At 56.2% G+C, this 25997-nt stretch carries 24 protein-coding genes; 10 read left to right on the top strand and 14 right to left on the bottom strand.

Annotation, left to right across the window (positions count from 1 at the left end):
* The 4 genes from nirB to ACOTX2_RS15330 all read left to right on the top strand — a co-directional run.
* Positions 1–1888, top strand: a 1888-nt coding sequence (gene nirB / locus ACOTX2_RS15315) for a nitrite reductase large subunit NirB (RefSeq protein WP_421625938.1), incomplete at its 5' end; no start/stop codon positions are given.
* On the top strand, positions 1885–2211 hold the full coding sequence (gene nirD, locus ACOTX2_RS15320; RefSeq protein ID WP_022649617.1) for a nitrite reductase small subunit NirD: 327 nt from the start codon (positions 1885–1887) through the stop codon (positions 2209–2211). The genes nirB and nirD, both read left to right, overlap by 4 nt.
* A 134-nt stretch (positions 2212–2345) precedes the next feature.
* Positions 2346–3719, top strand: coding sequence for a siroheme synthase CysG (gene cysG, locus ACOTX2_RS15325; protein WP_023298772.1), 1374 nt, complete (start codon positions 2346–2348; stop codon positions 3717–3719).
* A 146-nt stretch (positions 3720–3865) separates the two neighbouring features.
* On the top strand, positions 3866–4036 hold the full coding sequence (locus ACOTX2_RS15330) for a YhfL family protein (protein ID WP_003861638.1): 171 nt from the start codon (positions 3866–3868) through the stop codon (positions 4034–4036).
* A gap of 137 nt (positions 4037–4173) precedes the next feature.
* On the opposite strand, the gene trpS is transcribed toward ACOTX2_RS15330, so the two are convergent.
* The 12 genes from trpS to pilM form a co-directional block, all read right to left on the bottom strand.
* Complete coding sequence (gene trpS / locus ACOTX2_RS15335) at positions 4174–5178, bottom strand: tryptophan--tRNA ligase (protein ID WP_023298773.1); 1005 nt, start codon at positions 5176–5178, stop codon at positions 4174–4176.
* Positions 5171–5932, bottom strand: a complete 762-nt coding sequence (gph, locus tag ACOTX2_RS15340; protein WP_017384158.1) for a phosphoglycolate phosphatase — start codon at positions 5930–5932, stop codon at positions 5171–5173. The genes trpS and gph overlap by 8 nt, the downstream gene beginning before the upstream one ends.
* Positions 5925–6602: a ribulose-phosphate 3-epimerase gene (gene rpe / locus ACOTX2_RS15345; protein WP_003861634.1), complete on the bottom strand. Its 678-nt coding sequence runs from the start codon at positions 6600–6602 to the stop codon at positions 5925–5927. Before rpe ends, gph begins: the two co-directional genes overlap by 8 nt.
* Positions 6603–6641: 39 nt before the next feature.
* A complete protein-coding gene (gene dam, locus ACOTX2_RS15350; RefSeq protein WP_003861633.1) occupies positions 6642–7454 on the bottom strand; it encodes an adenine-specific DNA-methyltransferase in 813 nt (270 codons plus the stop codon).
* A 67-nt stretch (positions 7455–7521) separates the two neighbouring features.
* Positions 7522–8820: a cell division protein DamX gene (gene damX / locus ACOTX2_RS15355; protein ID WP_032626787.1), complete on the bottom strand. Its 1299-nt coding sequence runs from the start codon at positions 8818–8820 to the stop codon at positions 7522–7524.
* Positions 8821–8912: 92 nt separating this feature from the next.
* Positions 8913–10001, bottom strand: a complete 1089-nt coding sequence (aroB, locus tag ACOTX2_RS15360) for a 3-dehydroquinate synthase (RefSeq protein ID WP_038416842.1) — start codon at positions 9999–10001, stop codon at positions 8913–8915.
* Positions 10002–10058: 57 nt separating this feature from the next.
* Positions 10059–10580, bottom strand: coding sequence for a shikimate kinase AroK (aroK, locus tag ACOTX2_RS15365; RefSeq protein ID WP_003861630.1), 522 nt, complete (start codon positions 10578–10580; stop codon positions 10059–10061).
* A gap of 286 nt (positions 10581–10866) precedes the next feature.
* The gene (gene hofQ / locus ACOTX2_RS15370; RefSeq protein ID WP_045308978.1) at positions 10867–12105 is read right to left on the bottom strand and encodes a DNA uptake porin HofQ; all 1239 of its coding nucleotides are present in this window, start codon (positions 12103–12105) and stop codon (positions 10867–10869) included.
* On the bottom strand, positions 12017–12421 hold the full coding sequence (locus ACOTX2_RS15375; protein WP_063148441.1) for a HofP DNA utilization family protein: 405 nt from the start codon (positions 12419–12421) through the stop codon (positions 12017–12019). Before ACOTX2_RS15375 ends, hofQ begins: the two co-directional genes overlap by 89 nt.
* Positions 12411–12863, bottom strand: a complete 453-nt coding sequence (locus tag ACOTX2_RS15380; RefSeq protein ID WP_022649624.1) for a hypothetical protein — start codon at positions 12861–12863, stop codon at positions 12411–12413. The genes ACOTX2_RS15375 and ACOTX2_RS15380 overlap by 11 nt, the downstream gene beginning before the upstream one ends.
* 3 nt (positions 12864–12866) lie before the next feature.
* Positions 12867–13361 carry a PilN domain-containing protein gene (locus tag ACOTX2_RS15385; RefSeq protein ID WP_023307110.1) on the bottom strand — a complete coding sequence of 165 codons (495 nt, stop codon included), beginning with the start codon at positions 13359–13361 and terminating at the stop codon, positions 12867–12869.
* Positions 13361–14134 (bottom strand): pilus assembly protein PilM, encoded by a 774-nt coding sequence (pilM, locus tag ACOTX2_RS15390; RefSeq protein ID WP_022649626.1) that lies wholly within the window; start codon positions 14132–14134, stop codon positions 13361–13363. The genes ACOTX2_RS15385 and pilM overlap by 1 nt, the downstream gene beginning before the upstream one ends.
* Before the next feature lie 120 nt (positions 14135–14254).
* Between pilM and mrcA the strand changes: the two genes are divergently transcribed.
* Positions 14255–16807 carry a peptidoglycan glycosyltransferase/peptidoglycan DD-transpeptidase MrcA gene (gene mrcA / locus ACOTX2_RS15395; RefSeq protein WP_045308980.1) on the top strand — a complete coding sequence of 851 codons (2553 nt, stop codon included), beginning with the start codon at positions 14255–14257 and terminating at the stop codon, positions 16805–16807.
* Between the two features lie 93 nt (positions 16808–16900).
* On the opposite strand, the gene nudE is transcribed toward mrcA, so the two are convergent.
* Positions 16901–17461 (bottom strand): ADP compounds hydrolase NudE, encoded by a 561-nt coding sequence (gene nudE, locus ACOTX2_RS15400; protein WP_003861622.1) that lies wholly within the window; start codon positions 17459–17461, stop codon positions 16901–16903.
* 327 nt (positions 17462–17788) lie between these two features.
* Here nudE and ACOTX2_RS15405 point away from each other — a divergent pair, with 327 nt between their 5' ends.
* From ACOTX2_RS15405 to hslO, 4 genes are all read left to right on the top strand, one after another.
* The gene (locus ACOTX2_RS15405) at positions 17789–19927 is read left to right on the top strand and encodes an intracellular growth attenuator family protein (protein WP_023298780.1); all 2139 of its coding nucleotides are present in this window, start codon (positions 17789–17791) and stop codon (positions 19925–19927) included.
* Between the two features lie 64 nt (positions 19928–19991).
* Positions 19992–20675: a GMP/IMP nucleotidase gene (gene yrfG, locus ACOTX2_RS15410; protein ID WP_003861619.1), complete on the top strand. Its 684-nt coding sequence runs from the start codon at positions 19992–19994 to the stop codon at positions 20673–20675.
* Complete coding sequence (hslR, locus tag ACOTX2_RS15415; protein ID WP_003861618.1) at positions 20672–21073, top strand: ribosome-associated heat shock protein Hsp15; 402 nt, start codon at positions 20672–20674, stop codon at positions 21071–21073. The genes yrfG and hslR overlap by 4 nt, the downstream gene beginning before the upstream one ends.
* Positions 21074–21091: 18 nt before the next feature.
* Positions 21092–21976: an Hsp33 family molecular chaperone HslO gene (gene hslO / locus ACOTX2_RS15420; RefSeq protein WP_006812239.1), complete on the top strand. Its 885-nt coding sequence runs from the start codon at positions 21092–21094 to the stop codon at positions 21974–21976.
* 122 nt (positions 21977–22098) lie between these two features.
* On the opposite strand, the gene ACOTX2_RS15425 is transcribed toward hslO, so the two are convergent.
* Positions 22099–23856 carry a DUF4153 domain-containing protein gene (locus ACOTX2_RS15425; protein WP_063148442.1) on the bottom strand — a complete coding sequence of 586 codons (1758 nt, stop codon included), beginning with the start codon at positions 23854–23856 and terminating at the stop codon, positions 22099–22101.
* A gap of 376 nt (positions 23857–24232) precedes the next feature.
* Here ACOTX2_RS15425 and pckA point away from each other — a divergent pair, with 376 nt between their 5' ends.
* Positions 24233–25849: a phosphoenolpyruvate carboxykinase (ATP) gene (gene pckA / locus ACOTX2_RS15430; protein ID WP_032626808.1), complete on the top strand. Its 1617-nt coding sequence runs from the start codon at positions 24233–24235 to the stop codon at positions 25847–25849.
* The last annotated feature ends 148 nt before the right edge of the window (positions 25850–25997 follow it).

Genomic DNA, 25997 nt, shown 5'->3' on the forward strand with positions numbered 1-25997 from the left:
AGCGCGTAAAACCATGCGCTTTGCCGACGGCAGCGAGCTGGAAGTGGATTTCATCGTCTTCTCCACCGGCATTCGCCCGCGCGACAAGCTGGCTACTCAGTGCGGTCTGGCCGTTGCGCAGCGCGGCGGGATCATGATCAACGACACCTGCCAGACCTCCGATCCGGACATCTACGCCATCGGCGAATGCGCCAGCTGGAATAACCGCGTATACGGTCTGGTTGCACCTGGGTACAAAATGGCGCAGGTCGCCGTTGACCATATCCTCGGCAGCGAAAACGCCTTCACCGGCGCAGACATGAGCGCGAAGCTGAAGCTGCTGGGCGTGGACGTGGGCGGTATTGGCGATGCGCATGGTCGCACCCCGAACTCCCGCAGCTATGTTTATCTGGACGAAAGCAAAGAAGTCTACAAACGTCTTATCGTCAGCCAGGACAACAAAACCCTGCTCGGGGCGGTGCTGGTGGGCGACACCAGCGACTTCGGCAACCTGCTCCAGCTGGTGCTGAACGCCATTGAGCTGCCGGAAAACCCGGACGCGCTGATCCTCCCGGCGCACGCCTCCAGCGGTAAGCCGTCCATTGGCGTGGATAAACTGCCGGACAGCGCGCAAATCTGCTCCTGCTTCGACGTGACCAAAGGCATGCTGATCTCCGCCATTAACAAAGGCTGCCACACCGTTGCGGCGCTGAAGGCGGAAACTAAAGCCGGGACCGGCTGCGGCGGCTGTATCCCGCTGGTCACTCAGGTGCTGAACGCCGAGCTGGCAAAACAGGGCATTGAAGTGAACAACAACCTGTGCGAGCACTTCGCTTACTCTCGCCAGGAGCTGTACCACCTGATCCGCGTGGAAGGCATTAAGTCCTTCGACGAACTGCTGGAGAAACACGGCCAGGGCTATGGCTGTGAAGTATGTAAGCCTACCGTCGGTTCCCTGCTTGCGTCCTGCTGGAACGAATATGTGCTCAAACCAGAACACACTCCGCTTCAGGACACCAACGATAACTTCCTGGCCAATATTCAGAAAGACGGGACTTACTCGGTGATCCCGCGTTCTGCCGGGGGGGAAATTACCCCTGAAGGGCTGGTCGCCGTGGGCCGTATCGCCCGTGAGTTTAACCTGTACACTAAAATCACCGGTTCCCAGCGTATCGGCCTGTTCGGTGCGCAGAAAGATGATCTGCCGGAAATCTGGCGTCAGCTGATTGAGGCGGGCTTCGAAACCGGTCACGCGTACGCCAAGGCGCTGCGCATGGCGAAAACCTGCGTGGGCAGCACCTGGTGCCGCTACGGCGTGGGCGACAGCGTGGGCTTCGGCGTCGAGCTGGAAAACCGCTACAAAGGTATCCGTACGCCGCACAAAATGAAGTTCGGCGTCTCAGGGTGTACCCGTGAATGTGCGGAAGCACAGGGTAAAGACGTGGGTATTATCGCCACCGAGAAAGGCTGGAACCTGTACGTGTGCGGTAACGGCGGGATGAAACCTCGCCACGCCGATCTGCTGGCTGCCGATCTCGATCGCGATACGCTGATCAAATACCTCGACCGCTTCATGATGTTCTACATTCGTACCGCCGATAAGCTGACCCGTACCGCGTCCTGGCTGGATAATCTCGAAGGCGGCATCGACTATCTGAAGTCAGTCATTATCGACGACAAGCTGGGCCTGAATGAACAGCTGGAATCCGAGATGACTCGCCTGCGCGAGGCGGTTATCTGCGAGTGGACCGAAACCGTGAACACGCCAGCGGCGCAGACGCGCTTCAAACACTTTATCAACAGCACCCAGCGCGACCCGAACGTGCAGGTGGTGCCGGAGCGCGAACAGCATCGTCCAGCGACCCCGTATGAACGTATTCCGGTGATGCTGGTGGAGGAAAACGCATGAGCCAGTGGGTAAACATCTGCAACATTAACGACATTCTGCCAGCAACCGGCGTCTGTGCCCTGCTGGGCAACGAGCAGGTAGCGATTTTCCGCCCTCGCCACGATGAACAGGTTTTTGCCATCAGCAATATCGACCCGTTCTTCGAGGCCAGCGTGCTCTCCCGCGGTCTGATTGCGGAGCACCAGGGCGAACTGTGGGTTGCCAGCCCGCTGAAAAAGCAGCGCTTCCGCTTAACCGACGGGCGCTGCATGGAAGATGAAAGCTTCTCGGTCAAACACTACGACGTCCGCGTGAAGGACGGCGAGGTGCAGCTGAAAGCGTAACCCCTCGCCTTTTCAATAGGAAAGGCTTATGACCCCTTATGGGTAACGGCAGGAAAAACCGTATGTTCTGTACGATTCCTGCTGTTATCCTGACGTCAATTCTTCCCCCGCCATGAATGCTGTGAGGTAACGTCGTGGATCACCTGCCGATTTTTTGTCAATTACGCAACCGCGACTGCCTGCTCGTGGGCGGCGGCGATGTGGCTGAACGCAAGGCGCGCCTGCTGTTAGAGGCGGGCGCCCGACTGACCGTTAACGCCCTCACCTTCGCCCCACAGTTTGACGTCTGGGCGCAGGAAGGGATGCTCACGCAGGTGCAGGGCGAATTTGATGAATCCCTGCTGGATACTTGCTGGCTGACCATCGCCGCAACGGATAACGATGACGTTAACCAGCGCGTCAGCGACGCCTGCGAAGCGCGCCGCATCTTCTGTAACGTGGTGGATGCGCCGAAAGAGGCGAGCTTTATCATGCCATCCATTATCGACCGCTCGCCGCTGATGATTGCGGTGTCGTCCGGTGGCCGCTCGCCCGTTCTTGCCCGTCTGCTGCGGGAAAAACTGGAAGCCGTGCTGCCTCAACACCTTGGTCAGATTGCCCATTACGCCGGGCAGCTGCGTTCCCGCGTGAAGCAAACCTTCGCAACCGTGGGCGAACGCCGTCGCTTCTGGGAGAAGTTCTTTGTCAACGACAGGCTGGCGCAGTCGTTGGCCAATCAGGACACCAAAGCGGTTGAAGAGACGACCGAGCAACTCCTCTCTGAACCGCTGGATCATCGCGGTGAAGTGGTACTGGTGGGCGCGGGTCCCGGCGATGCGGGCTTGCTGACGCTGAAGGGTCTCCAGCAGATCCAGCAGGCGGACATCGTGGTATATGACCGTCTGGTCTCTGATGACATCATGAATCTGGTGCGCCGCGATGCTGACCGCGTATTCGTCGGCAAACGGGCAGGTTATCACTGCGTACCGCAGGAGGAGATCAACCAGATCCTGCTGCGGGAAGCGCAAAAAGGTAAGCGCGTGGTGCGTTTGAAAGGGGGCGATCCGTTTATCTTTGGTCGCGGCGGCGAGGAGCTGGAAACTCTCTGCAACGCGGGCATTCCGTTCTCCGTGGTGCCGGGCATTACGGCGGCATCCGGCTGTTCTGCCTATTCCGGCATTCCGTTAACCCATCGCGACTATGCCCAGAGCGTGCGCCTGGTGACGGGCCACCTGAAAACCGGCAGCGAACTGGACTGGCATAATCTGGCCGCTGAAAAGCAGACGTTGGTCTTCTATATGGGGCTAAATCAGGCAGCCACGATTCAGGCGAAACTGCTGGAGCACGGCATGGAAGCAGATATGCCGGTCGCGCTGGTAGAAAACGGTACCGCCATTACGCAGCGCGTGGTCGATGGCGTACTGACGCAGCTGGGCGAGCTGGCGCAGCAGGTTGAAAGCCCGGCGCTGATCGTGGTGGGCCGCGTGGTAGCACTGCGTGAAAAACTGAACTGGTTCTCCAGCCACTAACGCACAATCTCTCTCCCGGGAGTAGTCTTGAAGCGGACTACTCCCTTCTTACCTCAGTCGATAACATACCGCCCGCGTAATGGAACTTTTCCATTTATTCCCTCGTGTTACATCCAATTTTTTGATTTTATTGACAAGGAATGCGTATGTTCAAACTGGCAAAAGCTGCCGTTCTGGTCGGCCTGTTAACAACTCTGACGGCCTGCACCGGTCACGTTCAAAATACTAAAAATAATTGCAGCTACGATTACCTGCTGCATCCGGCAATCTCCATTTCGAAGATCATCGGCGGTTGCGGCCCGGCGGCACAGCAGTAAGCGTTTTTCAGGCGTAAAAAAACCGGGGATTTCCCGGTTTTTTTGTTTCGTCAGTTTTGTCGGGTGGCGGCTCCGCCTTACCCGACCTACACGGTCCCGTAGGCCGGGTAAGCGTAAGCGCCACCCGGCAAAGCGGCTTAAGGTTTCGCCACAAACCCAATCGCCTCGTACACCGCTTTCAGGGTTTCGGAGGCGCGCGCGCTGGCTTTTTCCGCGCCCTCTTTCATCACTTTTTGCAGGAAAGCTTCGTCGTTACGGTAACGGTGATAGCGCTCCTGCAACTCGGTCAGCATGCCGGAAACGGCGTCTGCCACTTCGCCTTTCAGGTGGCCGTACATTTTGCCTTCAAAGTGTTTTTCCAGCTCAGGGATGCTCTGTCCGGTCACACCGGAGAGAATGTCCAGCAGGTTGGATACGCCCGCTTTGTTCTGCACGTCGTAGCGCACCACTGGCGGCTCGTCGGAGTCGGTCACCGCACGCTTGAGCTTTTTCACCACCGATTTCGGATCTTCCAGCAGGCCGATAACGTTGTTGCGGTTATCGTCAGACTTGGACATCTTTTTGGTCGGCTCCAGCAGCGACATCACGCGCGCGCCGGATTTCGGAATAAACGGCTCAGGCACTTTGAACACGTCGCCGTAAAGCGCATTGAAGCGCTGGGCGATATCGCGGCTCAGCTCCAGGTGCTGCTTCTGGTCTTCTCCCACTGGTACCTGGTTGGTCTGGTACAGCAGAATATCTGCCGCCATCAGCACCGGATAATCAAACAGACCGGCGTTGATGTTTTCAGAGTAGCGCGCAGATTTATCCTTGAACTGGGTCATGCGGCTCAGCTCGCCGAAATAGGTGTAGCAGTTCAGCGCCCAGCCCAGCTGCGCGTGCTCTGGCACGTGAGACTGAACGAAAATGGTGCTCTTCTCTGGATCGATACCGCACGCCAGGTACAGCGCCAGCGTATCGAGCGTCGCCTTGCGCAGCTTCTCGGGATCCTGACGCGCGGTGATAGCATGCAAATCCACGATGCAGTAAATGCAGTGGTAGTCATCCTGCATGCTCACCCACTGACGTAACGCACCCATGTAGTTACCAATGGTCAGTTCACCTGAAGGCTGTGCGCCACTAAAAACGATGGGCTTAGTCATTATTCAATTCCTGATGTTCACTGTGCGAGAGCCCGAGTGCGGGCAACAAATCTTTGAAGTGGTCGAACACAACGTCCGGCTCACTCAGCGTAATGGCTTCACCGTAGTTGTAGCCGTAGGTCAACCCAACAGACGGGCAACCTGCCGCTCTGGCAGCCAGAATATCATTGCGGGAATCCCCGACAAAGAGCAGCTCCGCAGGCGCTAAGGATAATTTTCCTGCCACCAGCAATAGCGGTTCCGGATGCGGCTTTTTATTCTGCACGTCATCGCCGCCCACAATTACGGAGAAGTATTTCGCGATATCCAGCGCTTCCAGCAGAGGCGCAACGAACGGTGTTGGCTTGTTGGTCACCAGCCCCAGCGGGATGCCTTTCGCATGTAGCGCGCTCAGCGTTTCAGCGACATCCGGGAACAGGAAGCTGCCCTCTTCGACGGTCTCTTCGTAGAAACGGTCGAACAGTTTGCGCAGAATACGCTGCTGCTCATCCTGGGGAATATCCGCGTGGTCAACACTCGGTTTCCCTTGCGCAGAACGCTGAGAGGCACGTTCCTGACGAGCCCAGGTCAGCGCGCGCTCCATCAGCACGTCTGCACCGTTACCAATCCACGTCACGACGCGCTCTTCGCCCGCAACGGGGAGTTCAAGGGCATACAGCGCCTGATCGACGGCGCGGGTTAATCCTGGCGCGCTGTCGACCAGCGTGCCGTCGAGGTCAAATGCTACACCCCGAATAGCCTGCAATTTATCCATGACTTACCTTCGCCAGTTCACGGCGCATTTCATCAATGACTTTTTTGTAATCCGGTTGATCGAAGATGGCGGAGCCTGCGACGAACATATCCGCCCCTGCCGCCGCAATCTCACCGATGTTATTGACCTTCACGCCGCCGTCCACTTCCAGACGAATATCATAGCCAGACTCATCAATGCGGCGGCGCACTTCACGCAACTTGTCGAGCGTCTGAGGAATAAACGACTGGCCGCCAAAGCCCGGGTTGACGGACATCAGCAGGATCACGTCCAGCTTGTCCATCACGTAGTCGAGATAGCTCAGCGGGGTCGCCGGGTTAAAGACCAGCCCCGCCTTACAGCCGTTCTCTTTGATCAGCTGTAGCGTGCGGTCAACGTGTTCGGAGGCTTCCGGGTGGAAAGTGATGATGCTGGCACCCGCCGCGGCGAAATCAGGCACGATGCGATCAACCGGTTTCACCATCAGATGCACGTCAATGGGCGCGGTGATCCCGTAGTTACGCAGCGCTTTAAGCACCATCGGACCGATGGTCAGGTTGGGAACGTAGTGGTTATCCATAACGTCGAAATGGACGACATCTGCGCCAGCCGCGAGAGCTTTGGCAGTGTCTTCACCCAGGCGGGCAAAATCGGCCGACAGAATTGAGGGGGCAATCAAAAACTGTTTCATCCGCATCTCCTTGAAATGTGTTTACCGGCGGGCAAAGGCTCAGGGTCGATAAAGCGCCAGAAGTTCGTCCACCTTTTTACGTGTGCCGCCGTTGCTGCTAATGCTACGCCGCACTTTTACCTGAAAATGCTTCGCGGCTTTGTACCATTCGCGCGTATCAGGCGTGTCGTGATTCGAAATTAACACCGGAATTCTTTTGCTGACCAGCTTTTCCGCCATCTCAGCCAGACGCGCCTGCTCGGCCGGGCTGAAGCTGTTGGTGTGGTAGGCGGTGAAATTTGCCGTGGCAGACAGCGGCGCGTAAGGCGGGTCACAGTAGACCACCGAGTTTACACCCGCCAGCTCCATGCACTCTTCATAGGAGAGACAGTAGAACTCGGCATTCTGCGCTTTTTCAGCAAAGTGATACAGCTCGTCCTGCGGGAAATAGGGACGCTTATAGCGGCCAAACGGCACGTTAAACTCGCCACGCAGATTATACCGGCACAGACCGTTGTAGCCATGGCGGTTGAGATAAAGAAACAACAGCGCGCGACGGAACGGGTCCTGGCTCTGATTAAACTCAGCGCGGAACTGATAGTAGACGTCCGGGTTGTTGTTCTCTGGCGTAAACAGCTTCCGCGCCTCTTCCACATACTCATCGGTACGCAGTTTGACGATGTTATAGAGGCTGATAAGGTCGCTGTTGATATCCGCCAGGATATAACGAGAAAAATCGGTATTCAGGAACACCGATCCAGCACCCACGAAGGGCTCGATAAGACACTCGCCTTTCGGCAGGTGCTTTTTAATATCGTCGAGCAGGGGGTATTTCCCCCCTGCCCATTTCAGAAAAGCGCGATTTTTTTTCATGCTGACTAACTGATTACACCTTCTCCGGCTGTGGAGAAAGCTCCGACAGCATCCTGCGCTTTAAACATTACTTCAGATCGGCCTGCACCTGATGAATCGGCTTCGCCCACGGGTTTTTCGCCTGCACGTCGGCTGGCAGCGTGGAAACGGCACGTTTTGCTTCATCTTTTGAGGCATAAACTCCGCTTACCAGAACGTACCAAGGCTGTCCGTTACGGGTCGTCTGATAAACCACATAGTTTTTCAGATTCGATTTCTTCGCCCAGGCGTTGAGGTTGTCGTAGTTAGACGAACTGCTCAGCTGCAACGTGTAGTTGCTGGATGATGCGGATTTCAGAGAACCCACGTTACCCGTCGTTTTACCTGCCGCGGTGCTGGATGCGCTAGCGGTTGGCGTAGCAGCCGGTGCCGCAGTTGCAGCAGGCGCGGTTGTGGTCGCCGTTGCTTTAGGTGCAGCGGTTGCCGCAGGCGTTGGCGCTTTAACCGGTTGGCTCACCGCAGGTTTTGTCTGCGCTGGCGCTTTCGTTTCTGGCGCTTTTGCCACGGTCTGCGGTTTCGTCTCACGCTTCGGCTCAATCACAGCCTGCTTACGCTCCTGACGCGGCGCAGTCTGGGTATGGCGCGGTTTGGTTTCCGTTGCCGCCGTTTGCTGCTGGGCATTGCTGCCATGAACTGGCGCAACGGTGGCAGGTTCAGTAGGCAGCGTGGAGTTCACCACGGCAGCGTTAACCTGCTCCTGATTCTGCGGCTGCGTCAGCGCGTTATTCAGATCGCCCTGAACTTCAACACGCTGCTGGCCCTCCGGCGTAACAGGCGCCTGGCCCTGAGTTGGGGTCGCAGAGACGGGCGGCAGAGAGATATCCTGACCGGCGCTGGTGTTACCTGCGGTCTGCTCTGCGGAAGTGGTGCCCGGCGCTGGCTGAGCGCCATTCGCCTGGTTGCTCGCATCGTTACCAGACAGGTTGATGCTCTTCTCGGCAGACGCTGTCTGCTCGGTAGAATGGGTAGAAGGTGCTTTTAGCGCGGAACCAATGCCGACAATCAGCAATACCAGAACCAGAACGCCAAGGCCCATCATGATGTACTGACGGGAGGCCGGTTTTGCCGCTACCGCTTTTTTACGTTTGCGCGGACGACGTTCAACAGGCTGTTCATCCATTAACTCTTCTTCGGATTCATACTCCTCGTCTTCACGCTCATTTCGCGCGTTACGGCTACGCGAAGGGCGACGATCGTCTGCATCCAGATCGACATCGTCAAAGTTGATCTGCGGCTCGTTATCACGTTCTGAAGATTGACGAGAACGACCAGTACGACGATCGCTGGGATCGGGTTTCAGCTCGTCTTCTGGTTTGAATTCATCCATTTAACACCCCACTCAAAGGCTTCTGCCAACGACTCTGCATTTACCTGAAGCTAAAACGACCACCTGTTACAGCAGCCTGACCTTTCTAGTTGTTACGCCTGCTGACAATCAGCAATAGCGCCAAGTACGACTTCGTGCGGCACTCCGCCGCGCACTTCACTTTTCCCTATTGCAAGCGGGAGTACCAGACGCATCTCACCTGCCAATACTTTTTTATCGCGCATCATGTGGGGAAGGTACGCTTGCGCAGACATTTCCTGCGGACCATTCACCGGCAAGCCAGCACGTTTAAGCAACGTGATGATACGTGCTGTCTCTTCCGGCCTGAACTGCCCCAGACGTTCAGAGGCACGGGCCGCCATGACCATTCCGGCAGCGACAGCTTCACCGTGAAGCCAGTTACCGTAGCCCATTTCGGCTTCGATCGCATGACCAAACGTATGCCCCAGATTCAGTAAAGCACGTAAGCCGGTTTCACGCTCATCTGCGGCAACGACTTCTGCTTTCAGCTCACAGCAACGGCGAATACAGTAGGCCATTGCCTGCCCATCGAGGCGCAGCAGCGCATCCATATTCTCTTCCAGCCAGGTGAAGAACTCACCGTCAAGAATAATGCCGTATTTGATCACTTCTGCAAGGCCGGACGCCAGTTCGCGCGCTGGCAAGGTTTGCAGACAGTCGAGATCCACCACCACCGATGCAGGCTGGTAGAACGCGCCAATCATGTTTTTGCCGAGCGGATGGTTAACCGCCGTTTTACCGCCCACAGAAGAATCGACCTGTGAGAGCAACGTGGTTGGAATTTGAATAAAGCGCACACCGCGCTGGTAGCTGGCGGCTGCAAAACCGGTCAGATCGCCCACAACGCCGCCGCCCAGGGCAAGCAGTGTTGTATCACGACCGTGCGGTTTTTGCAGAAGTGCGGTAAAGACGGTATCCAGTACCGTCAGGCTTTTGTACTGCTCGCCATCGGGCAGAATCACACTGTCGACCTTCACGCCCGCCTGCTCAAGCAGGTGGCGTACACGGTCGAGATAAAGCGGAGCCAGCGTCTCGTTGGTGACCAGCATCGCCTGATCACCCGCTTTCAGTGGTAAGAAGGAAGCTGGATCGTTAAACAAACCAGCCGCGATGGTGATAGGGTAACTACGTTCCCCGAGAGTAACTGTAATCCTCTCCATGACGCGACATCCACCTTAAATGCTTTTACCCGCAGGCGAGTGTATATAAAGCCAGAATCAGTTGCTTTCCAGCATATGAATAATCTGGTTTGCAACCACTTTAGCGCTTTGATCGTCAGTACGAATGGTCACATCAGCAATCTCTTCGTACAGAGGATTGCGTTCATCGGCCAAAGCTTCCAGAACTTCACGTGGCGGTGTTTCAACCTGCAACAACGGGCGCTTTTTATCACGCTGCGTGCGTGCCAGCTGTTTTTCGATGGTCGTCTCAAGATAGACCACTACGCCACGGGCGGAGAGACGGTTGCGGGTTTCGCGAGATTTTACAGAGCCGCCGCCTGTTGCCAGCACAATGCCCTGTTTTTCCGTGAGTTCGTTGATCACTTTTTCTTCTCGGTCACGGAAACCTTCTTCGCCTTCTACGTCGAAGACCCAGCCCACATCCGCTCCGGTTCGTTTCTCAATCTCTTGATCAGAATCGTAAAATTCCATATTGAGTTGTTGAGCTAACTGACGCCCAATAGTGCTTTTGCCGGCACCCATAGGCCCAACCAGAAAGATATTGCGTTTCTCTGCCATTTTTTCGGTACTACTAAGACTATTCGTTAATGGTAATCCCCGCTGCGCAGACACCCGGCGTAGCAGGACATGAACTGAAACCTCATTTGCAATAGAGCGAGAGTCAGACGAAAAATTATCTCAATACTCCGGCTTGTTTGGCAACTGATTAAATCACCGTTCCCGGCGCATAAGGAAATAAGACGTAAGTCCAACTCAAATCGGTACTCCTTGTATGCTAATTCATGCCCCACGTCAAACATCTGCAACAAACTGAATGCAAAATCATTGCGGGGATCGTTACCCATTAATGAATACTGACCAGACGTGGCGTGATAAACACCACTAACTCGCGCCGTTCGTTATCTTTTCCGTCATGGCGGAACAACTGACCCAGCCACGGAATGTTGCCCAGCACGGGCACGCTGTCGCGTCCGGTTTTATTCTTTTGCGAAAAGATCCCGCCCAGCGCGAGCGTTTCCCCACTTTTTACCTCTACCTGCGTTTCGATCTCCTGCTTATCAATCGCCAGCGTTTCGCCGTCCGCCTGTTGCAGCACCTGGCCAGGCATATTTTCACTGATATGCAGCTTCAGACGAACGCGGCCGCCCGGGAGCACCACCGGCGTGACCTCCATGCCTAATACCGCCTCTTTAAACTCAACGGAGGTCGCTCCGCTTTCGCCGCTGGAAACCTGATACGGGATTTCGCTGCCCTGCTTGATGCTGGCCGGCTGCATGTGCGACGCCAGTAGCCGCGGGCTGGCGATGATATCCACCTGCTGCTTTTGCTCAAGCGCCGACAACTCAAGATCCAGCATCCTGCCGTTGATGCGCCCGATATTAAACCCAACGTGTGTGGTTGCACTGGCCACCGACAGGTCAGCGCCCAACGTCGTGACCTGACCCACCTTACCGGCCTCCGTTGCGTCAGCGAGGTTCCATTTCACCCCCAATTCACGCAGGCTTTTTTCACTAATGGTCACAATCTGCGCCGCCAGTTCTACCTGCTCGACGGGCAGATCCATCTGCGCTGCCCAGCGCTGGAGCATATCCACCACCGACTTGTTATCCCTGACCAGGAGACGGTTGGTGCGCTTGTCGACGGAGAGACTGCCTTTCGGACTTAAGAGCTTTTCCGCCGCTTTTTGCAATTCGGCCGCATCCGCATAAGCAAACGGAATGCTGTGAGAGAGCAGCGGAGCGTCGAGCAGACGCTGGGCCCGCTCCTGCTCTTTACGCGTCTGTTGCTCCCGCTGCCAGGCCGCCGTATGCACATAAAAAATGCCGCCCTCTTCCCGCAATACCAGCCCGGCACTGTTCACTACCGTCTGAAGCGCCTGCCTCCAGGGCACCCGCGTTAGATTCAGCGAAAGCGAACCGCTGACATCCGGCGACACCACCAGATTGCGATCCTCCTGCGCTACCATCGCCTGTAATACCTGCACCACCGGGACATCATCCACCAGCAGGGTGACCGGCTTTGGCGTCGCGGCCCACAGGGGCTGGCTGAGTGCCGCCAGTAACAGCCCTATCCATATCTTCACTTTTTTTCGTTCCTTCTCGCTGCCATGTCCATCGCTTCGGCTCGCACATCTCGCCGACATCAACGGTCAGTTGTTGTGTATCTATCGCACTCACCCGCCAGCCTGGCGGTAACCGCATCTGCGTTTTTACCCGGTGCCAGCGGTTCTGCCCGTCCTGCATAAGGCCGATATCCCTGCTGCCGCTGACGACTCCCTGATACCGCCACTGGCTGAGTTGCCCTGCTGCGCAACGCTCTTCCGGCACGGAGAAGGGATCCCGCATCCCGGTCAGGAAAAGCGGAGAAAGCAGGATCAGCAAACGGGTTTTACTGCGCATGACCTATCTCCAGTTGCAGGCTAAGGCGTAGCTGTTTTCCCTGTGGGGTGATGGAAAACGCGCTCACCCGCACGTTCTCAAGCGCCAGCCGGGAAAAGAGCGCCGGAACTGCGCCCCACAAGGCATCCAGCGCCAGCTCTCCCCCACTCTGCTGCGGTTTCCAGTACACCAGCCTTGCGTCCTCACGCTGAAATGCCAGCGGAGAAAAGGGCTGCACCGGCTTCACTTGCGTAACCACAGGTCGCCGCCCGGCCTTCGGCCACAGCGAGGCGTTGATTCGCTTCGCACTGCTGGCCTGCACCTGAATATCGGCGTAGCACAGAGCAGCGGGTCTGAGCAGCGCTCCCCAAATCGCAAACGCAACGATCCCCGACGCGATCAACCAGCAAAGGACGCGCCGGGAAGGACGTGCATCTGTCCAGCGTTGATACCAGATGCCCACTGGCTACCTCCGGCTATGCAGTTGAAAAGAGAACATCCATCGCCCCTGGCTATCCTGTTGCAATTCGCCTGCCGGTCCGGGGTTAAACCCCGTCACCCTTTTCAGCGCATCGGTCATGGCAGAGAGCGTCGGGAGTGAGGTGGTATAGCCCGTCAGGATCAGCGAGGGTGGCTGATAACGCAGCGCCGTCAGCCACGCCTGCCGGGGCATTGCACTGGCAAGGGATTCAAGCGCGGGTTGCCATGCCACCGTCTCAGGCGGCTGCGAAAGGGGTTCCAGCCCCGCAGACTGCGGCTGACGGGCTTTCAATACCTTCTGCACCGCACGCGTTCCCGCCAGATCGCTCTGCAACGCCTGTGACGCGAGAGTCTGCGTCGCCCGAAGGCTGACGCCTCCCGCCAGCATCACCAACAATGAGGCGGTAAACAGCAGCCCCCAAAAACGCAGGCGCTGATTACGTTGCTGCCGACGCCAGGGTAAAAGATTGGGCATGCTCATTACGGCGCCTCGCTCATGGCCAGCGCCAGGGCGACGGTGTAATCAGCACCACATTCTGGCAACGGCGGCTGACACAGCGTCACCGCTTCCCAGGGATCCCGTGCAGCATCAAACACGGCGATATCAGAAGGAGAAAGTGCAAGCAACGCCGCCAGCTCATTCACCGTCGCCGCTTCTGTGGTGTAGCGCCGCCCCCACTGGTGACGCATCGCCCACAGCCACTGGTGTTTATCCCTCCAGGCTACGCACCGGACGGGGGCAACAGCAGAGAGAAGATTAGCCAGTGCGCCGGCATCCGGGACGATTGCGGCCAGGCGCAAACGCAGCGCTTTCGCCAGCGACAACAGGGTATCGACCTCTCTGTTTTGCGCGGCGGTAACCTGAAAAGTGTTGCTGAACGTATCCTGCGCGTAGTCAAAGCAGAGCGTATCGGGAGGCATCTCCAGCTCACGCGCTAATGCGGCGCCTACCCAGGTGAGCTGTTCGCTGTCACGCAAGGTAACGGATGGACGGGGCAACGCGCGTTGCAGAACGCGCGTTGCCGGAAATGAGAGAAATACCCGATGCGAGTGCGGCAATGTTTTCCGCCAGCCACGTAATGCGTTAACCAGTTGTTCTGGCTTAAGTATTTTGCCTTCACCGATAACCCCGTCCGACAGCGGCACCGCCCACCAGCGCCGTAAACGCCAGCCGGCCCGCTCTCTGGTCAGCGCCACGGCAATCACCTTATCCTGTTGAATATGAACGCCTGTTTGCCACGTTTTAAAAGCCATACTTCACGATCTCCTTATCGCCCGTCGGAGTGACGGCTATATCAATGAATCAGGCTTGCCTTTATACTACCGCGCGATTGTTTAGAAACTGCCCAGGCTAAACCAAATGGGAAATCTCCGGTGAAGTTCGTAAAGTATTTATTGATCCTTGCAGTCTGTTGCATTCTGCTGGGAGCAGGCTCGATTATTGGTTTGTACAAATATGTCGAGCCGCAACTCCCTGATGTCGCCACACTTCGTGATGTGCGGCTTCAGATCCCTATGCAGGTCTATAGCGCCGATGGTGAACTGATGGCGCAATACGGCGAGAAACGTCGTATCCCACTGACCTTAAATCAAATTCCACCCGTGATGGTGAAGGCTTTTATCGCCACCGAGGACAGCCGTTTTTACGAGCACCACGGTGTCGATCCGGTCGGTATTTTCCGTGCGGCAAGCGTGGCGCTGTTCTCCGGTCATGCCTCTCAGGGGGCAAGTACCATTACCCAGCAGCTGGCGCGTAACTTCTTCCTCAGCCCGGAAAAGACGCTGATACGTAAGATCAAAGAAGTGTTCCTCGCGATCCGCATTGAGCAACTGCTGAGCAAAGACGAGATCCTCGAGCTTTACCTCAACAAGATCTATCTGGGCTACCGCGCCTATGGTGTAGGGGCTGCGGCTCAGGTCTATTTCGGTAAGTCGATCGATCAGCTCACGCTGAGCGAAATGGCGACCATTGCCGGCCTGCCAAAAGCGCCATCAACGTTTAACCCGCTCTATTCGCTGGACCGCGCCACCGCGCGCCGTAACGTTGTGCTATCGCGTATGTTGAGCGAAGGCTACATCAGCCAGGATGAGTACGATCGGGCACGCAGCGATGTGATTGATGCCAATTACCATGCACCGGAAATTGCTTTCTCATCGCCGTATCTGACGGAAATGGTTCGCCAGGAGATGGTGCGCCGCTACGGCGACAAAGCATATGAAGACGGCTATCGCGTTTATACCACCGTGACCCGCAAGGTGCAGCAGGCTGCCCAGCAGGCGGTGCGTAATAACGTGATGGATTACGATATGCGTCACGGCTATCGCGGCCCGTCCAACGTGCTGTGGAGAGTGGGCGAAGGCGCATGGGACAGCAAAAAAATTACTGATTCCCTGAAAGCGCTGCCGACCTATGGCCCGCTGCGTCCGGCGGTGGTCACCCAGGCCGATCCGCAGGAAGCGGTGGCGATGATGGCCGATGGTACATCCGTTTCGCTGCGTATGGAGGGTATCCGCTGGGCGCGTCCGTACCGTTCTGACACCCTTCAGGGGCCTACTCCACGTAAAGTGACGGATGTGGTACAAACCGGACAACAAATCTGGGTGCGTCAGGTAGGCGATGCCTGGTGGCTGGCACAGGTGCCGGACGTCAACTCTGCCCTGGTCTCCATCAATCCGCAGAACGGTGCCGTGATGGCGCTGGTTGGCGGGTTCGATTTCAACCAGAGCAAATTTAACCGCGCAACCCAGGCGCTGCGTCAGGTCGGTTCGAACATCAAACCGTTCCTGTATACCGCGGCGATGGACAAGGGGCTAACGCTCGCCAGCATTCTCAACGACGTGCCAATTTCCCGATGGGATGCCGGTGCGGGCTCTGACTGGCAGCCGAAGAACTCTCCGGCGCAATACGCTGGCCCTATCCGTCTGCGTCAGGGCCTTGGCCAGTCGAAGAACGTGGTCATGGTTCGCGCGATGCGTGCGATGGGCGTTGATTATGCGGCAGAGTATCTGCAACGCTTCGGCTTCCCGGCGCAAAACATCGTTCATACCGAATCTTTGGCGCTCGGCTCCGCGTCCTTCACGCCGCTCCAGGTCGCGCGTGGCTACTCGGTAATGGCAAACGGCGGCTTCCTGGTCGATCCGTATTTCATCAGCAAAATCGAGAACGATCAGGGCGGCGTACTGTTTGAAGCGAAGCCGAAAATTGCCTGCCCTGAATGCGATATTCCGGTGATTTACGGCGACACGCCAAAATCCAATGTCCTTGAAAACAAGGATATGGAAGATGTTGCCATCTCTCAGGAACGTCAGAATCTGGCGGTGCCGCAGCCTCAGCTGGAACAGGCCAATCAGGCGCTGGTCGCCCAGAGTGGCGCGCAGGAGTATGCTCCGCACGTGATCAGCACGCCGCTGTCGTTCCTGATTAAGAGCGCGCTGAACACCAACATCTTTGGCGAACCGGGCTGGCAAGGCACCGGCTGGCGAGCGGGCCGCGATTTGCAGCGCCGCGACATCGGCGGCAAAACAGGCACAACCAACAGCTCAAAAGATGCCTGGTTCTCAGGTTATGGCCCGGGCGTTGTCACCTCGGTCTGGATTGGTTTTGACGATCACCGCCGCACTCTGGGACGCACAACCGCTTCTGGCGCAATTAAAGATCAGATTTCCGGTTACGAGGGGGGGGCTAAGAGTGCGCAACCGGCCTGGGATGCTTACATGAAGGCCGCTCTCGAGGGCGTGCCGGAGCAGCCGCTAACGCCTCCGCCGGGCATTGTCACGATCAATATTGACCGCAGCACCGGACAGCTCGCGAATGGCGGCAACAGCCGTGCCGAGTATTTCATCGAGGGTACGCAGCCAACCACGCAGGCGGTGCATGAGGTGGGTACCGAAATCATTGATAACGGCGAAACGCACGAGCTCTTCTGACGCCAACAAAAAAGCCGGGCGGTGGCGACGCCTGACCCGGCCTACACCGTAATGCAAAACGGCAACCTTCGGTTGCCGTTTTTAATGGTGGCGCTACAAACGCCCCTGCCCCTTCAGCCACTCCCGCACCAGGAACAGTGCGCTCACGTTGCGTGCCTCGTTAAAGTCAGGATCTTCCAGCAAATCCATCAGATGAGCCAGCGGCCAGCGAACCTGCGGCAGCGGTTCCGGCTCGTCTCCTTCCAGCGATTCAGGATAGAGATCTTCCGCGACAACAATGTTCATTTTGCTGGAGAAATAGGACGGCGCCATGCTCAGCTTTTTCAGGAACGTCAGCTCTTTCGCGCCAAAGCCGACCTCTTCTTTCAGCTCCCGGTTTGCCGCTTCAAACACCGTTTCGCCCGGATCGATCAGTCCTTTGGAGAAGCCCAGCTCGTAGGATTCTGTGCCCACGGCGTATTCACGAATGAGGATCAGGTGCTCGTCGACGATAGGCACTATCATCACCGCTTCACGCGAGGAGGGGCGCATACGCTCATAAACACGACGCACACCGTTGCTGAACTCCAGATCCACGCTTTCGACATTAAACAGACGCGATTTTGCGACGGTTTCAACATTCAGAATGGTGGGCTTTTGTAAGGGTTTGGTCATCTTGACGGGTCTTTGCTGGGTGAACTGGCTTTATTGTGCGATACGCCGCACGGTTTCGGCAATGTCAATTGCTCTTTATTTACATTTATGCAACGTAACTGTAGGCAATTCTCATTTCAAAACAAATGTCAAGAGGTTGAAAAGTTTCCAGGAATTTGCTGATATCGCGCCGGAACAGGCTTTGTTATCATTACCGGTCACTGGGATGCGCGTCAACATGCTCAAGTTAGACTCCATACTTGCCGATAGCCGACCACAGAATCTCATTCATTGTACAAAAGGTGCGACTGACAACACCTGTAAGAAGATAAGTAAGATGGGGAAAGCATGAGCACCATTTTGATTTTTCTCGCTGCTGTGCTGGCCTGCGCGTCGATTGCGGTGTGGGTATTCAGGCGCCGCGTACATCGCCGTTATCGGCTGCCCTTTTTGAACGCGTTTGCCGGGGCAAACACGCGCAAGCTTTCGCCAGAGGAACGCAGCACCGTTGAGCAGTATCTCGACACGCTGAACCGATCCCGGCTTTCGCCTGGCCCTACCGGCGCCAGCGCCGCCCCCGTATCGCTCAACCTTAACGCACAAAGCGACACCGTTTTGTGCGTAACGCGCTCTATTACCCGCTACGGCATCACAACCGACGATCCCAACAAATGGCGTTACTATCTCGACTCTGTTGAAGTGCACCTGCCTCCCTTCTGGGAGCAGTATATCAACGACGAAAACAGCGTCGAGCTCATCCATACCGATACGCTGCCGCTGGTTATCTCCCTTAATGGTCATACTCTGAGCGAATATGTTCAGGAAGCGCCACGCTTTGCGCTGGAACGCGCGAGCGGAACGCAGGCCTCTATTCGTGGTGAAGAGACAGAGCAGATTGAACTGCTCAACATCCGCCAGGAAACGCATGAAGAGTACGTCCTGAGCCGCCCGGATGGCATTCGCGAAGCGGTGCTGATTGTCGTCTCGTTCCTGCTCTTTTTCATCTGCCTGCTGACGCCGGACGTGTTTGTTCCGTGGCTCGCGGGCGGCGCAGTACTGCTTCTGGCCGCCGGGCTGTGGGGCATATTTGCCCCGCCGGCAAAAACGTCATTACGCGAAATTCACTGCCTGCGCGGAACCCCAAAACGCTGGGGACTGTTCGGCGAAAACGATCAGGAACATATCAACAATATCTCGCTCGGGATCATCGATCTCATCTATCCGCGCCACTGGCAGCCGTGGATTGCGCAGGACCTGGGCCACAAAACGGATATTGATATCTATCTCGACCGCCACGTTGTACGCCAGGGACGTTACTTATCCCTGCACGACGAAGTGAAAAACTTCCCGCTTCAGCACTGGCTTCGCAGCGCGGTGATTGCCGGTGGCGCCGCGTTAATCTTCCTCATGCTGCTGCTTTTCGTGCCGCTGGATATGCCGATTAAATTTACCCTGTCATGGATCAAAGGGGCGCAAACCGTGGAAGCCACCAGCGTACAGCAGCTCGAAGAAGCGGGTGTACGCGTGGGGGATACGTTGCGGCTGAAAGGCACCGGGATGTGTAATATCCACTCACCGGGCGCCTGGAACACGCGCCAGAACTCGCCGTTCGCGCCGTTCGACTGCTCTCAGATCATCTGGAATGACGCCTCTCCGCTGCCGCTTCCGGAATCGGATGTGGTCAATAAGGCCACCGCGCTCACCCAGACGATTAATCGCCAGCTCCATCCAAAACCGGATGATGATTCTCGCGTCAGCCCTGCCCTGCGTTCGGCCATTCAGAAGTCCGGCATGGTGCTGCTGGATGACTTTGGCGAAATCGTCCTGAAAACAGAAGATCTCTGCTCAGCTCAGGATGACTGTATCCGGCTGAAGAACGCGCTGGTCAACCTCGGCAACAGCAAAGACTGGGACGCGCTGGTGAAACGCGCCGAAGCGGGACGCCTCGATGGTGTGAATGTGCTTTTGCGTCCGGTCAGCGCCGAGTCGCTGGATAACCTGGTGGCGACCTCTACCGCCCCCTTCGTGATGCGTGAAACCACCCGTGCCGCCCAGGCGCTTAACAGCCCGGCGCCGGGTGGTTTTGTGATTGCCAGCGATGAAGGCAGCGACCTGGTGGATCAACCCTATCCGCAGGTTTCGCTGTATGACTATCCTGCCCAGGAGCAGTGGAGCGAATTCCAGCGTCTGGCGCAGATGCTGATGCAGACGCCATTCAGCGCGGAAGGGATCGTCACCACCCTCTTTACCGATGCCAACGGCACGCGTCATATTGGCCTGCACCGTATGCCGGATAGCGCTGGCCTGTGGCGCTATGTAGGGACATCCCTGCTGCTGATTGCGATGCTGGCGTGTATTATCTGGAACGGTTATCAGGCCGTACGCCGCTATCAGCGCTCCCGCACGCGACTGGCAGAAATCCAGGCCTACTACGAAAATTGCCTAAACCCGAAACTGATCTCCTCTTCTGAGAGCCTGATCGGATAACGTCTCTGCGCGACAAGTTGTGCTACCCTGTCGCGCACGTTTCTTCTGGCTGGAGTTCCCCCTTATGCATCTTAATATCGACTGGCAGGCGGTCGATACCGTCCTGCTTGATATGGACGGCACGCTGCTTGATCTCGCCTTTGATAACTATTTCTGGCAAAAGCTGGTTCCGGAAACGTACGGTGAACAGCAGGGGATCTCCCCGGCGGAAGCGCAGGAATTCATTCGTTCGCAATATAGCGCGGTGCAGCATACGCTAAACTGGTACTGTCTTGACTACTGGAGCGAGCGACTCGGTCTGGATATTTGCGCCATGACCACCGCCCAGGGCGCACGCGCCGTTCTGCGCGAAGATACGGTCCCGTTCCTGGACGCGCTGAAAGCCTGCGGTAAGCGCCGTATTTTGCTGACAAATGCGCATCCCCATAACCTGGCCGTGAAGCTGGAACATACCGGTCTTGCTTCACACCTTGATTTATTGCTTTCCACCCACACATTTGGTTATCCGAAAGAGGACCAGCGGTTGTGGCATGCCGTGGTGGAAGAGACCGGTTTACAGCCGGAACGCACGCTGTTCATTGACGACAGCGAGCCGATTCTGGATTCTGCGGCCGCTTTTGGCATTCGCTATTGTCTGGGCGTGACCAATCCTGATTCCGGCCTGGCTGAAAAAAGCTATCTGCGACATCCGGGGCTGAACGACTATCGCCGGATGATCCCCTCACTCACCGTGAAGGAGACGCCATGAAAGAAAAACCCTCTGATGGGGTAAGACTGGATAAATGGCTGTGGGCCGCCCGTTTTTACAAAACGCGCGCCCTTGCCCGAGAAATGGTTGACGGCGGAAAGGTGCATTACAACGGTCAGCGCAGCAAACCGAGCAAGCTGGTTGAACTGAATGCCACGTTAACGCTTCGCCAGGGCAACGATGAGAAAACGGTGGTGGTGAAAGCCATTACCGAACAGCGGCGGCCCGCAACCGAAGCCGTTTTGCTGTATGAAGAGACGGCCGAAAGCATAGAGAAGCGCGAGAAAACCGCGCTGGCGCGCAAAATGAACGCGCTGACGATGCCTCACCCGGACCGGCGACCGGATAAAAAAGAGCGCCGCGATCTGATGAAATTTAAACACGGTGAGAGCGAGTAACCCTCACCTGCATGAGAGATGAAAATGGCCCAACACGACCAATTACACCGCTATCTGTTTGAACAATTCGCCGTGCGCGGCGAGCTGGTCACCGTATCCGAAACCTGGAAACAGATTCTGGAAAACCACAACTACCCGCTGCCGGTAAAAACCCTGTTGGGCGAACTGCTGGTTGCCACCAGCCTGCTGACCGCCACGCTGAAGTTCGCTGGCGATATTACCGTCCAGTTGCAGGGCGATGGCCCAATGTCGCTGGCGGTGATCAACGGCAATAACCAGCAGCAGATGCGCGGCGTGGCGCGCGTTCAGGGCGATATCCCTGAAAATGCGGATCTGAAAACGCTGGTCGGTAACGGCTACCTGGTCATCACGATTTCGCCTGAAGAAGGTGAGCGCTATCAGGGCGTTGTCGGTCTCGAAGGCGATACGCTTGCCGCCTGCCTGGAAGATTACTTCATGCGTTCCGAACAGCTGCCAACCCGTCTGTTCATCCGCACCGGTGAAGTGGATGGCCAGCCTGCTGCCGGTGGTATGCTGCTTCAGGTTCTGCCTGCGCAGGATGCGCAGACCAATGATTTCGAGCATCTGGCAACGCTGACGGAAACCATCAAAGCGGAAGAGCTGTTCACCCTGTCGGCGACCGACGTGCTGTGGCGTCTCTACCACGAAGAAGAAGTGACGGTTTACGATCCGCAGGCGGTGGAATTTAAGTGCACCTGCTCCCGCGAGCGTTGTGCTGGCGCCCTGAAAACGCTGCCTGATGAAGAGATCGACAGCATCATGGCGGAAGACGGTGAAATCGATATGCACTGTGACTACTGCGGTACGCACTACGTGTTCAATTCGATGGATATCGCGGAGATCCGCAATAACGCCTCTCCGGCGGATCCGCAGGTTCACTAAGCTCTGAGCCTGTTGCCCGGCGGCGCTACGCTTGCACGGGCCTACAATGAATTGTGCAATTTTTTGATATAATTGCTAATTGTAGGCCGGGTAAGCGTAGCGCCACCCGGCAAGAAAGAGCACTAACGCCGCTGCGCATTATTGTAACTGTCGTAGCTCATATCGACACGCTCCCCAAAAATCTCAATATCCGCCCAGGGCTTCACGACAGATTTCACTTTCCTCTGCCTTAATGCGCGGTCAAGTTCTTCTCTGGTCAATGCCTCCGGCATTTTCCACGCGTCCCCGGCGATCCTCCAGCCCGTGTTGGTTTGTGTGTAAGCCACGATCGTGCGATCGGTAAATTGAAATAGCACGGCTTCAGGCTTGCCGTCGCCGTTAAGATCCAGCGGCATGAGTAAACAGTTACTCTGGGCGCTATCGCAGCTCTCAAAGCGATACTGATTGCTGAGCATGGCTTGCCACAATGCCTTATCAGGACGAGCCATTCCCGGTGCGAGCTGGACCTGTTTTTCCAGCATCGCGGCGGTCATCTTACCTGCTCCGCCAGCGTTCCTGGAGAGAAGACCATTTATTTCACGCTGCCGTTTTAGGTTAGAGATAAACTGCGGATCGTTTTGCAGCGTGAGCATTGCCTCCCGCCCCTTTCGTCCAGCGTTACTGAGCATATACAGGCTGACTTGATCCGCCGTTATTCTGCCGTCCTGATAGCGGGCCATATGGCTTGCAACGCTTATTCGCCACGGATCCAGCACGGGGGTATGGATCAACGCCAGGAAGATGAGGGAAAGCAGCCCGGTCGCCGGTATGACGTACGCATGGATCTTCTGCGGCTCACGGCGCTGAATCAGAACGCTGGCGCAAAAACCAACCGCCCAGACCAGCGCCACGATGGTTATCAATACCCCGTACAGACGCTCGGGTGACCAGCCGTATTGCGAAATGCGTAGCCACAGCGCCCACCCCGCCAGAACCGGATACGCGGGTACGATAGCCACAGCAAGGCGAATCATCCCTCGCAACGGGGCATAGTAAGGCAGCGTTTGACGCTGTGGATGCCACACTATCGTCACCAGGAATAACAGCAGCAGCGCTAAGGTGGTCAGCAAGCCCGCGGCGGATATTCTGGCTGAAATGGATTCAAAGCCGACAAAAGGCAACGCGCCAATAAAGAGCAGCGCCAGCGCCGCCATCAGGGGAAGCAGACCGGTGGCGATGAGGGTCAGCAGATTTTGCAGGGCAAGGATTAACCTTACCTGCATGCGCGTGAGCACGGCCGCACTGGCTGAAACCACGCCAATCGCCACTGAAATAAACCCGTCAGAATGAAAGAAAAGCCGATCAAAAAAGCCGATGCCGATAAGTTCGAAAAGCTCGGCCCAGAGGAAAAGCACCAGCCAGAAGAGACCATTCGAAACAAAAATAATGAGAAGTGTCAGCGCGTTATGCCAGTTTCGTTGATAAAAGTCGCTGTAGAACGAGGTAGTTGGGACGGGATCCAGACGCCGCTGAAGCCATGGCAGCACGAACAGCGTCATCAGCAGCAGATGAAAGCCGAAAACGAGCATCTCATCTCTGAGATTCCAGCTTTCGAGTCCTGCAACGCTCCACTTAAACCAGCCGCCCATACCCGCGACTGCCGCGCCGATCATCCCGAGTGACAGCCACAAAAATGGCTTTCTGAATGACGTCATGGCAAGAGACAACGTGGTTGTCATTACCACGGTGGCAGGTACTACACACATCAGCCACAGCGTATCCGATGGCAATTTTGCGTACTCGATATACCACGTGATTACATAGCAAATTACGCCCTGTAGAGCCCCCGCCAGCACGACGGCTACGCGCGTTGAAGGAGATAACGTCTCACGGTTTTCCATTTCTCATCCCTTGTTCATGAAAAATCTATTGTCTCATCAAGGCAAAACTCTGGCCCCCACCTCAAACTCTGAAAATAGCTGACCCAAGAGACCTGAATCGTTTTCCCAATGTAACTCTTACGTAATTTTCTTTCATGTATGCGATTACATTCACATTCTTCTGGATAAATTCACCAGAGATTAACCTTTTAAGAACATTTTCCCCAACCAAAAAGCGATTCCTGCGATAATCTGCCCGCCCTGTGACTGGAGTCGCAGCGTTTTCCGTTAGTAAGGGTTTTGACCAGATACGTAAATCTATGAGCCCCGTCGCGGTTAACATCCCCAGAAAAACCCTACAATTTCAGGCAGTACATATTGGCTAAGGAGCAGTGATATGCGTGTTAATGGTTTAACCCCGCAAGATCTCAAGGCTTATGGTATTCACGACGTCCAGGAAGTGGTCTACAACCCCGATTACGATACGCTGTATCAGGAAGAGCTCAATCCGGCACTGGAAGGATACGAGCGAGGTGTGTTGACGAATCTTGGTGCTATCGCCGTCGATACCGGTATTTTTACCGGCCGTTCGCCGAAAGATAAATACATCGTCCGAGATGATACCACCCGCGATACGCTGTGGTGGGCCGATAAAGGCAAAGGGAAGAACGATAACAAACCGCTCTCTCCTGAAACCTGGCAGCATCTGAAAGGGCTCGTCACCCATCAGCTTTCCGGCAAGCGTCTGTTCATCGTCGATGCTTTCTGCGGCGCTAACGCCGACACCCGTCTCTCCGTTCGGTTTATCACTGAAGTGGCCTGGCAGGCGCATTTCGTGAAGAACATGTTCATTCGTCCGACCGATGAAGAACTGCAAAACTTCACCCCTGACTTTATCGTGATGAACGGCGCGAAATGCACCAACCCGCAGTGGAAAGAGCAGGGTCTGAACTCCGAAAACTTCATCGCCTTCAACCTGACCGAGCGTATCCAGCTGATCGGCGGTACCTGGTACGGCGGCGAAATGAAGAAAGGAATGTTCTCGGTCATGAACTACCTGCTGCCGCTGCGCGGTATCGCCTCCATGCACTGCTCGGCGAACGTCGGTGAAAAAGGTGACGTGGCGGTGTTCTTCGGCCTTTCCGGCACCGGTAAAACGACGCTGTCCACCGATCCAAAACGTCGTCTGATTGGCGACGACGAGCACGGCTGGGACGACGACGGTGTGTTTAACTTTGAAGGCGGCTGCTACGCGAAAACCATTCGCCTGTCTGAAGAGGCAGAGCCGGATATCTATCACGCGATTCGCCGCGATGCGCTGCTGGAAAACGTCACCGTGCGTGCCGATGGCTCTGTCGACTTCGACGATGCGTCCAAAACCGAAAACACCCGCGTCTCTTACCCGATCTACCACATCGAGAACATCGTGAAGCCGGTGTCGAAGGCGGGTCATGCCACGAAGGTGATTTTCCTGACCGCGGATGCGTTCGGCGTGCTGCCACCGGTTTCCCGCCTGACCGCCAGCCAGACTCAGTACCATTTCCTCTCCGGCTTTACCGCTAAACTGGCGGGTACCGAGCGCGGTGTGACCGAGCCAACCCCAACCTTCTCCGCCTGCTTCGGCGCGGCGTTCCTGTCGCTACACCCAACGCAGTATGCGGAAGTGCTGGTGAAACGCATGCAGGCATCCGGCGCACAGGCATACCTGGTGAACACCGGCTGGAACGGGACGGGCAAACGTATCTCCATCAAAGATACACGCGCCATCATCGACGCGATTCTGGATGGTTCATTGGATAACGCCGAGACCTTTACGCTGCCGATGTTCAATCTGGCGATCCCAACAGAGCTGCCGGGCGTGGATACGCGTATCCTCGATCCGCGTAACACCTATGGTTCACCGGAACAGTGGCGTGAGAAGGCAGAATCGCTGGCGAAACTGTTTATCGAAAACTTCGAGAAGTATACCGACACCCCGGCGGGTGCTGCGCTGGTGAGTGCGGGACCAAGGTAAAAGCAAAAAGGCAACGAAAGTTGCCTTTTTTAATGTTTTCTCCCTCTCCCCGTGGGCTGAGGGATCCCCAGTAATTTTTTTATGCAGAAGCAATAAAGTTGCTTTCTAAATGACTGAGGGCTGTCAGCGATGCCCTGGTCCGGCTGTA

The organism is Enterobacter cloacae complex sp. IR5412 (assembly GCF_049237385.1).
Lineage (GTDB): Bacteria > Pseudomonadota > Gammaproteobacteria > Enterobacterales > Enterobacteriaceae > Enterobacter > Enterobacter intestinihominis.

Excerpts from the sequence above, each read along its gene's own strand:
- hslR (WP_003861618.1), top strand. The coding sequence starts at position 20,672 with ATGAAAGAAAAACCCTCTGATGGGGTAAGACTGGATAAATGGCTGTGG.
- ACOTX2_RS15425 (WP_063148442.1), bottom strand. The coding sequence starts at position 23,856 with ATGGAAAACCGTGAGACGTTATCTCCTTCAACGCGCGTAGCCGTCGTG.
- ACOTX2_RS15385 (WP_023307110.1), bottom strand. The coding sequence starts at position 13,361 with ATGAGCATGCCCAATCTTTTACCCTGGCGTCGGCAGCAACGTAATCAG.
- pckA (WP_032626808.1), top strand. The coding sequence starts at position 24,233 with ATGCGTGTTAATGGTTTAACCCCGCAAGATCTCAAGGCTTATGGTATT.
- ACOTX2_RS15330 (WP_003861638.1), top strand. The coding sequence starts at position 3,866 with ATGTTCAAACTGGCAAAAGCTGCCGTTCTGGTCGGCCTGTTAACAACT.
- ACOTX2_RS15405 (WP_023298780.1), top strand. The coding sequence starts at position 17,789 with ATGAGCACCATTTTGATTTTTCTCGCTGCTGTGCTGGCCTGCGCGTCG.
- nudE (WP_003861622.1), bottom strand. The coding sequence starts at position 17,461 with ATGACCAAACCCTTACAAAAGCCCACCATTCTGAATGTTGAAACCGTC.
- damX (WP_032626787.1), bottom strand. The coding sequence starts at position 8,820 with ATGGATGAATTCAAACCAGAAGACGAGCTGAAACCCGATCCCAGCGAT.
- pilM (WP_022649626.1), bottom strand. The coding sequence starts at position 14,134 with ATGGCTTTTAAAACGTGGCAAACAGGCGTTCATATTCAACAGGATAAG.
- aroB (WP_038416842.1), bottom strand. The coding sequence starts at position 10,001 with ATGGAGAGGATTACAGTTACTCTCGGGGAACGTAGTTACCCTATCACC.
- trpS (WP_023298773.1), bottom strand. The coding sequence starts at position 5,178 with ATGACTAAGCCCATCGTTTTTAGTGGCGCACAGCCTTCAGGTGAACTG.
- aroK (WP_003861630.1), bottom strand. The coding sequence starts at position 10,580 with ATGGCAGAGAAACGCAATATCTTTCTGGTTGGGCCTATGGGTGCCGGC.
- rpe (WP_003861634.1), bottom strand. The coding sequence starts at position 6,602 with ATGAAACAGTTTTTGATTGCCCCCTCAATTCTGTCGGCCGATTTTGCC.
- nirD (WP_022649617.1), top strand. The coding sequence starts at position 1,885 with ATGAGCCAGTGGGTAAACATCTGCAACATTAACGACATTCTGCCAGCA.
- dam (WP_003861633.1), bottom strand. The coding sequence starts at position 7,454 with ATGAAAAAAAATCGCGCTTTTCTGAAATGGGCAGGGGGGAAATACCCC.
- hslO (WP_006812239.1), top strand. The coding sequence starts at position 21,092 with ATGAAAATGGCCCAACACGACCAATTACACCGCTATCTGTTTGAACAA.
- ACOTX2_RS15375 (WP_063148441.1), bottom strand. The coding sequence starts at position 12,421 with ATGCGCAGTAAAACCCGTTTGCTGATCCTGCTTTCTCCGCTTTTCCTG.
- gph (WP_017384158.1), bottom strand. The coding sequence starts at position 5,932 with ATGGATAAATTGCAGGCTATTCGGGGTGTAGCATTTGACCTCGACGGC.
- yrfG (WP_003861619.1), top strand. The coding sequence starts at position 19,992 with ATGCATCTTAATATCGACTGGCAGGCGGTCGATACCGTCCTGCTTGAT.